At 58.1% G+C, this 253-nt stretch carries 1 protein-coding gene; it reads left to right on the top strand.

Features of this window, described 5'->3' with window-relative positions; genetic code table 11:
- Positions 1-23 precede the first annotated feature (23 nt).
- A partial coding sequence (gene tnpB, locus HJG40_RS12040; RefSeq protein ID WP_215864417.1) for an IS66 family insertion sequence element accessory protein TnpB occupies positions 24-253 on the top strand: 230 nt, incomplete at its 3' end.

The raw sequence follows: 253 nt of genomic DNA, 5'->3' as shown, positions 1-253 counted from the left end.
CTGGTGCGGGTCCTTGAAAGCCCATGTGGTTGAGCCCGGGCAACCGCATCTGGTTAGCGACAACACCCGTAGATATGCGTTTGGGTTTTGATGGTCTGGCGGCCAAGGTTCAGGGGGTGCTGGCTGCCGATCCTTTTTGCGGTCATGCTTTTGTCTTTCGCAACCGCCGGGGAGATCGCCTGAAATTGTTGCTGTGGGATGGCCTCGGTTTCTGGCTGTTGTATCGCCGCCTGGATCAGGGGCGACTGCATTG

This window comes from Acidithiobacillus concretivorus, assembly GCF_018853445.1.
GTDB lineage: Bacteria > Pseudomonadota > Gammaproteobacteria > Acidithiobacillales > Acidithiobacillaceae > Acidithiobacillus > Acidithiobacillus concretivorus.
This window is presented reverse-complemented; position numbering and strand designations above follow the sequence as displayed.